6 protein-coding genes are annotated in these 6,948 nt (G+C 54.1%); 4 read left to right on the plus strand and 2 right to left on the minus strand.

Going from position 1 to position 6,948, the window contains the following annotated elements; genetic code table 11:
* Positions 1-228: 228 nt before the first annotated feature.
* The 3 genes from LKK83_RS01225 (at position 229) to LKK83_RS01235 (ending at position 3,733) form a co-directional block, all read left to right on the plus strand.
* Positions 229-858, plus strand: coding sequence for a class I SAM-dependent methyltransferase (locus tag LKK83_RS01225; protein ID WP_324628922.1), 630 nt, complete (start codon positions 229-231; stop codon positions 856-858).
* A gap of 277 nt (positions 859-1,135) precedes the next feature.
* Positions 1,136-2,695 (plus strand): hypothetical protein, encoded by a 1,560-nt coding sequence (locus LKK83_RS01230; RefSeq protein WP_324628923.1) that lies wholly within the window; start codon positions 1,136-1,138, stop codon positions 2,693-2,695.
* 303 nt (positions 2,696-2,998) lie between these two features.
* On the plus strand, positions 2,999-3,733 hold the full coding sequence (locus LKK83_RS01235) for an MORN repeat-containing protein (protein WP_324628925.1): 735 nt from the start codon (positions 2,999-3,001) through the stop codon (positions 3,731-3,733).
* Positions 3,734-3,983: 250 nt separating this feature from the next.
* On the opposite strand, the gene LKK83_RS01240 is transcribed toward LKK83_RS01235, so the two are convergent.
* Positions 3,984-4,301, minus strand: a complete 318-nt coding sequence (locus tag LKK83_RS01240) for a hypothetical protein (RefSeq protein ID WP_324628927.1) — start codon at positions 4,299-4,301, stop codon at positions 3,984-3,986.
* Between the two features lie 247 nt (positions 4,302-4,548).
* Here LKK83_RS01240 and LKK83_RS01245 point away from each other — a divergent pair, with 247 nt between their 5' ends.
* Positions 4,549-5,097 (plus strand): hypothetical protein, encoded by a 549-nt coding sequence (locus LKK83_RS01245; RefSeq protein ID WP_324628929.1) that lies wholly within the window; start codon positions 4,549-4,551, stop codon positions 5,095-5,097.
* A 137-nt stretch (positions 5,098-5,234) separates the two neighbouring features.
* Here LKK83_RS01245 and LKK83_RS01250 read toward each other — a convergent pair whose 3' ends face one another.
* Complete coding sequence (locus LKK83_RS01250; RefSeq protein ID WP_324628930.1) at positions 5,235-6,695, minus strand: hypothetical protein; 1,461 nt, start codon at positions 6,693-6,695, stop codon at positions 5,235-5,237.
* Between the last annotated feature and the right edge of the window lie 253 nt (positions 6,696-6,948).

The following is a 6,948-nucleotide window of genomic DNA, read 5'->3' on the forward strand; positions in this document are numbered from 1 at the left end:
TGTGAGGTGTTCGGCGCTCCCTGTGGAGGCAGAGCCTCCGCAGAGGCGTTCCCAGGCTGAGCCGGGGAACGAGGTGTACGAGGTGTGGTAGGGATAAAAGATCGCCGGCTTCTTGGCCCGCTTCTTGGTTTGCCCAGGCGCAATGTCGATCGCCAGCGATCGAAGAAGCGGGCGATCGGTTATAGTATAGAAAAGCCCTTGTAGTTCACACCAATGGAGGCCAAAAAAATGACTGACAGCGAAATCAACATCAAACAAAAACTGTTCGATCGCTGGGCACCGAACTACGATATCCTCTTGACCACCATCTTCTACCAAGCGATTCACAAAAGGCTGCTGGAATATGTAGAACTGCCAGAAAATGCGCGGGTGTTGGACTTAGGATGCGGTACGGGGCGGCTGTTAGAGCGGCTAGCCGATACATATCCCACCTTGTGGGGAACGGGATATGACCTATCGCCGGAAATGATTCGCCAAGCCAGACAAAGCAAGAGCGATCGGCATCGTCCCCGGTTAATTTTCCTGGAAGGGAATGCGGAGGAGATGCCGTTTGCTCAGTGGCAGTTTGATGCGGCGTTCAATACTATCAGTTTTCTGCACTATCCACATCCGAACCAAGTGCTATCGGAAGTGCAGCGGGTATTGCGGCCCGGGGGGAAATTCTACTTAGTGGATTTTACCCGATTCGGGTTCATTGCGGGGCGATCGCTCTCGCAATCGTTTGGCGGATCCGGGAACAAAATCCACTTTTACCCAGCCCCCGCGCGCGAAGAACTAGGCACAGAAGCGGGATTGAATCGGGCACAGCATTACCATTTGCTCGGGCCGGTGTTGCTGACGATTTTTACCAAAGATTAAGCCAATGGAGGCCAAGCTGTAGCCAAGCTGTAGAATGGGCAAGTCCTTCTTGCCCACCCTACCCGCCACCCGCTACCCGTGAGGTCGCCACGGAGGTTCGCTTACAAAAGAGGAAGAGAATTGGGGCCAACGAGAGCCAGTGAGCGTGGGGGTAGCCACTCAGCAGGAGGAGTGGGCGAAAAACTGGCAGCAAAGGGGGTTAAAATTGTACCGGGAGAGGAGAGACAATTGGCAGGTTTTCAGGCTATTTTGGTACTAAATCATTTTATCTGTTGCCATGCGACAACTTTCATTTCTGGTGTCAATCGGGATGCTGATGCTCCTGGTGAGTGCCTGTGGAGGAGAAGAGACTGCAGAAGTCGAAACCCCTGCCACCCCACCATCCCCCACCGCACCAGCAGAGACGGCAACTCCGTCTCCCGAACCAACCGAAACCGACGAAGAAGCAGCGCAGGACGAAGAGTTTGAAGAGCCGATGGTTGAGGAAAAACCCGATCCCGGTTCAGTGACCAATTTGATTCCCCCCACGGATCCAGACGAACGGGTCCAACAATTGGAGCAGGGACAAACCCAAGTGGAGCAGCAAAACCCGTTTGGGGTACTCGAAGTCGATCCAGTGCCTCTCCCGGGGACAGAAGACGGAGAAGCCGTCGCGCCGAATTTGCCCGAAGTACCCACCCGGGAAGTTCCCGAATTGCCCGAATTACCGGTAGCGATCGGGCCGGAAGAATTGCCCGTCCCCGCACCGACTGCACCGCCGCAGCAGGTGGCACAGGGGCAACCGTTTGGGTCACCGCAAGGAACCCCAGCACCCACGGCAAATGGGGCGCAACCGACGCCGGGAACCCCCGGTGAGCCGAATATTCCCCCCTTGGAAGGGCGAGGGGTACCGGAATTACCGAACTTACCCGAGAGAGTCGGACCGAACCAGCTACCGCCCGGTGAAGCCCCTGCAGGAGTAGCCACAGGCGGCGCGCCGGGAAGAGGTGCGGGAGCGGCTCCAGGGGGCGCGCCGCGTCCACCGCAAGCGCCACAGATTCCGCCGTTGGCGAATCGCGGGGTGCCGGAATTGCCGAATTTGCCCGAGAGAGTCGGACCGGAACAGCTACCGCCGGGAACGCCCGAACCGGTGGTTACGGCGCAAGGAGAGCCGCGTCCACCGCAAGCACCACAGATTCCGCCGTTGGCCAGTCGCGGGGTGCCGGAATTACCGGGATTGCCTCCCCAAATTGGCCCGGACCAGCTTCCGCCGCAAAGAGCTGCAGAAGTGGCCGAAGCCGGACCGCCTACAGCGCCCAGCATTCCGCCGGTGGCCAGTCGCGGGGTGCCGGAATTACCGGGATTGCCTCCCCAAATTGGCCCGGAACAGCTTCCGCCCCAGATAACGGCCCAGCGTGCCGGCGGACCGCCGCCACCGCCGACTATCCCGGCGCAACCGACGCGCGGAGTGCCGGAATTGCCCGATTTGCCGGTGGCGATCGGGCCGGAACAGCTTCCGCCGCCGCCACCGCCGCCGACACCGCCAGCGCCGCCGCCGCCGCCTTCTACGGAGTTAGCGGAAGGCACGGAAGTGACCGGCATTATTGAAGTCGGGGGTCAGACGCAAATTATTGCTAAAGCGCCCAACGAGCCGACAACCCGCTATGTGAATGTGGGAGAGCGGATCGGGCGCGGGGAAGTGCTGATTAAAGCAGTGGAAAATCTCGAAGGAGCCGAGCCACAGGTGATTCTGGAGCAAAATGGCGTGGAGGTGATTAAGCCGCTTGGGGAACAACAGCTAATGGAAGAAGAGCAAAACATGGCCAATGTTGCTCGGAAAACGGCTTTGTTGCGTTAGGCGGGTCTAGGGTGGTGCCGATAAGAAGGGCGATCGCTCCCGGTGCGATTTTTCCGAGAACCGCTACCTTCTGTGTGGCGATCGCTCAGGTGTAGCAAATTTATAATTTGCAATTTTTTTCGACTAGGGTGCATTTTCAGGGGTGACAAATCAGGGTTGCTTTTTCCCGGGATTGTCTCTTCTAGGCATCTGCCCGCATCCGTGCAAAAAGCCTTACCTTATTGGGTAATAAATGTCAAGGTTTTTTTGAAGTAAAATGATAGTAAGGACGAAAATGGGAGAAAGCTAAAGATGGGAAACCGAATGAAAAAAATTGTGATGACCCTAGTGGTGGCATCTGCGATGCAGGTGACCAGTTCTATAACCGATCCATTGGGGGCGAGGGCACAAGATGGAGAACAGTACGTGCCGCCGGTATGTACGGGAGACCCCGCCGCCGGACCGGTAAAATGCAACTATCAAAATGGGGACAATTATATTGGCGGTTTTGCCAATGGGGTACCCAGCGGACGGGGAATTTATGTTTATGCCGATGGTGCGCGTTACGAAGGACAATTTAGCAATGGTCGTCCCAATGGCGAAGGGGTATTTATTTTCGCCGATGATGCCCGGTATGAGGGGGTATTTCGGGATGGGAATATTGTTAGAGGAACGTCAGTTTTTGCCGATGGTTCTCGCTACGAAGGAACCTTCGAAATCGTGCAATATGTGGACAGTGGCGAAGTAACCAGTCAACCCTCCGGACAAGGGCAATTTGTCTTTTCCAATGGCGATCGCTACGTGGGAGCTTTCTTTGCCGGCCAACCCTTCGGACAAGGAACTCTTACCCGGGTGGATGGCACTCGCTGTCAGGGGGAATTCTTCAATCAAAACCTCGATGCCAACGCTACCTGCAACTTTCCTAACGGGACTCGCTATGAAGGAGAATTGCGTCAAGGGGTGCCTCACGGCGAAGGAGTGCTAATCGACCAACAAGGTAGACGTTTCCCGGGACAATTCCGCGAAGGCAAACGCTTCAACCCCACCGCCTCCAATTAACCCGAATCTCTCCCATGAATTGGAGAGATTGGAAAGACGTTTGCTCTCATATTTGGCCGAATTTAGTAGCTAGTGAAAGTTGTTAAAACCGGGTTTCCACTCAGTAATGGAAACCCGGTTTATTAATGAACGAAGCGCGTTTCTTCTTTCTCAGAGTTCAGCCTGGGAAATCGGAATCCCGAAACTCCGCCGCCCCCCAAAGAATGCAAAATGAGTTGTATTCTTGCGGAATTAGATGGGAAATATTGCGTTATGCCTGGGCCATATTGCCGACTTTTTGATTGAGCAGCACCAGAAATTCTTTAAACTCTTGTTCTTGTTCGTGACCTGCTTCTGTTTCCAGCCAGGTTTTCACCGATTCTGACACTTGTTTCATGCGGCTTTCACCGGCGCGAAATTCATCCACCGCTCGGATTAAATCTTCTTCCGATAACTGTTCTACCAAGGCGTTGAGATATTTCGCGGCGATTTGCGCCACTTCCTCATCCGTGGGAGGACCCTCGGTGCCGCGAGTGGCTTTCAATCTCATTGCGAGTTGGTTGAATGCATCATAAGCTTGCCCGTGCATTTTGCTATCTCCATTTATCTATATCGGATGGATTCGCCCAAACTGCTGGATCCTCCCAGAGAATGGGAGCCTGTACCGGAGCCTCGGCCCGGTGGCATTGCAATCAATTGCTGTCTGCATCGCGGCTAGGGGTTAGTTAGACAGGCTGACCCCTAGATGCGGGTCTGGCAAAATCCTCGGGGATCCGAGGCGATCGCTTGCCGTTTGGGTTATATTCTAATCGTATATACCATTTGGAGAAATGTCAATGTCCCCTCCCATCAAAAAACTGCAACCCGGTCAAAAAGTGGTCTCGCGCCCAGATCCATCTCAGTCCGAGATTTATGAGTGTCAGGTGTTTGAGGTGGCGGAAGTTTGCGAAGAAAATCGGGAATGCTACGTCCGAACTACCTGCGATCGCGTCTTAGCGGTGCGCGAAATTGAGCTGCTTGAAGAACCGATGAAACGCGGGTATCACCCCAATTCCAGAGCGAATTTGAAGAAAGGCCCCAAGAGTCGCAAGAAAACTCGCGTCCGCAAGCTGTTTTCCCTGGCTCCAGAAACCGTAGAATGGTTGCAAGCGCAACCGATACCCGCGTCTCAGGCGATCGACAAGCTGGTGGCCCTGGCGAAACAAAGCGAAGCCAGTTGTCAGGATTTGCCCCAAGTGGGATCCAAAGTCGAGATTCTCGAAGGCCCCCAAGCCGGTCGGGTGGGCAAAGTCTACAAGGTGGGAGTGCGCGTCTGGGTGGAAGAAATTGCCGAAGACCCCCCGGAGTTGCCCTCCTATCCCCTTTCCAGTTTGAAAGAATGTTAGGTGAGATATAATGACAGTCGCGACTGCCATTATATCTCGGTTTCTCACAATAACGGCGGAGACGCGATCTCAAAATTTCTCACTTACAATAAAACTCGGCAGCTAGGGTGGCGCACCCGATCGCCGACCGAATCGCCCTACTTGCGGAGCCTCATCCACAGCCAAGCGATCGCCATCACCGCCCCAGCCGCCCCGATACTATACACCGCCGAATATATGGCCGCATCCCAAGAGGCGGAAACGCTGGGCTGTAGTTCCACGGTGGCGATCGCGCGGTTCTGGGTTTCGCCGGCTCCTTCGCGGCGTAGCACTTCCACCGGGACGATAACGTAGGGAAACTGCGCCGAAAGCGAGACCACCAGTCCCGCCGCCGCCAGTCCCCACCCGAGGACCGTCACGTTTGTTTGAAATCGTCGATCGCGATCGGCCCGATCCACCTCCACCAAACTGCGAATCGTGGCGATCGCAAACTCCAACCGCTGTAACCCCGGCGCGAGGTTCTCGTAATCTTTTCGCACTTGCAGCAAATATTTCTCTGCCACATCATCGCTAAAATTGGCTAAAAATGCCAGGTTCGGCGGGGGAAAACCCACCGGTGCGAATTCTGACGATGTAGCTTCTTCGGCAATGCTTTTGATGCGGCGTTGGTAGTTGTATAGATTAATCGCCATCGTCCGTTCTTGATCCGCCAAATAGCCAATATCGATAGTGTAATCCGGAACCAGACTGCGGGCTTGATTCAGGGTGGATTGCAGTTGGGGTAAGGGTAAACTTTTGTGGCGATCGCCGCGAATTTCTTGCAAGCAGTCTTGAATGGCGATCGAATCCTGTTTTAGCCATTGTTTCAGTTGTCGCGTTTGCGCGTAAGCCCACAGTATCTTCGCACGATAGGCAAATAACCGCATCCAATCACAATGTAACTCCGCCCCAGCTTGGGCAGATTTAGCATTGGGATAAAGCACAATAATAACGTGATGGCTGGTAAAAGTCGGCCAGATGTTACTGCTGCGATCGCGATCGGAATTCTCCGGCATTTCTGACAGCAGCGACTCATAATGCCACAGTTCAAACGCCCTCCCCCCGAACACTGTGCCACTTCCCTGCAAATCATCCCCCCAGTCACATAAAGGCAATAACGATTTATAGCAAATTTTCGCAATATCTTCCGCATTTTGCACCTGCGGATCGGGCAATTGTGCCGAAATCAGCCAGGTTTGACCCAGCGTCGGCGTTTCTCCTCCCAACCGGCGATCGATTTCCTCTTTAACCCGTTTAATCGACTTCGCTGGATAGGGTTTCTTGGTATCGTTAATCGAACAATCCAGCAATAAACCATAAGTATCGCTCATCCGCACCGGATAATAAAAGCCTTGGTATGTATCGCCAGGATTGCCAAACTTGTAAAATCGCTCATCCAGGAGATCCACAGATTCCGGATCGAACGAAGTATCCCGTTTCAGGCAACCCTGGAGCTCTGCGGGCAGCTTGTGCTTGAAATTGTCCCAGTTGCGATCGAGTTGCGCCGGATCCTGTCCCAAACTTTCGCGCAAATCGTACAAAAACAAATCAACGGTGGGGTAAATTATAATATCGTTCATCCGCATGGTCATACAACAATAGGCGTGGTAGGAATAAACCCGACAGGAATTTAAACATTCCGTAATTATAGCAGACTTCCCACCGTTTTTCACACCTAAAACGAGTTAACCTGGGAACGAGTTATAATTAGTCCGCGTAGGCGGACTATAGCGCTGTCGCGGGCTACGCTAGCGCATGCCCAGGCGCGATTTCAATCCCCCGCCTTTGTGTATAATCGTCCATTGGGGTGGAGGCGGAGCCTCGGGAGGGACG

This window comes from Phormidium sp. CCY1219 (assembly GCF_035615515.1).
In the GTDB taxonomy this organism is placed as follows: Bacteria; Cyanobacteriota; Cyanobacteriia; order Cyanobacteriales; family Laspinemataceae; genus CCY1219.

Bases quoted from the DNA above. Each gene is read 5' to 3' on its own strand.
- LKK83_RS01230 (WP_324628923.1), top strand. From the start codon at position 1,136: ATGCGACAACTTTCATTTCTGGTGTCAATCGGGATGCTGATGCTCCTG.
- LKK83_RS01245 (WP_324628929.1), top strand. From the start codon at position 4,549: ATGTCCCCTCCCATCAAAAAACTGCAACCCGGTCAAAAAGTGGTCTCG.
- LKK83_RS01250 (WP_324628930.1), bottom strand. From the start codon at position 6,695: ATGAACGATATTATAATTTACCCCACCGTTGATTTGTTTTTGTACGAT.
- LKK83_RS01235 (WP_324628925.1), top strand. From the start codon at position 2,999: ATGAAAAAAATTGTGATGACCCTAGTGGTGGCATCTGCGATGCAGGTG.
- LKK83_RS01225 (WP_324628922.1), top strand. From the start codon at position 229: ATGACTGACAGCGAAATCAACATCAAACAAAAACTGTTCGATCGCTGG.
- LKK83_RS01240 (WP_324628927.1), bottom strand. From the start codon at position 4,301: ATGCACGGGCAAGCTTATGATGCATTCAACCAACTCGCAATGAGATTG.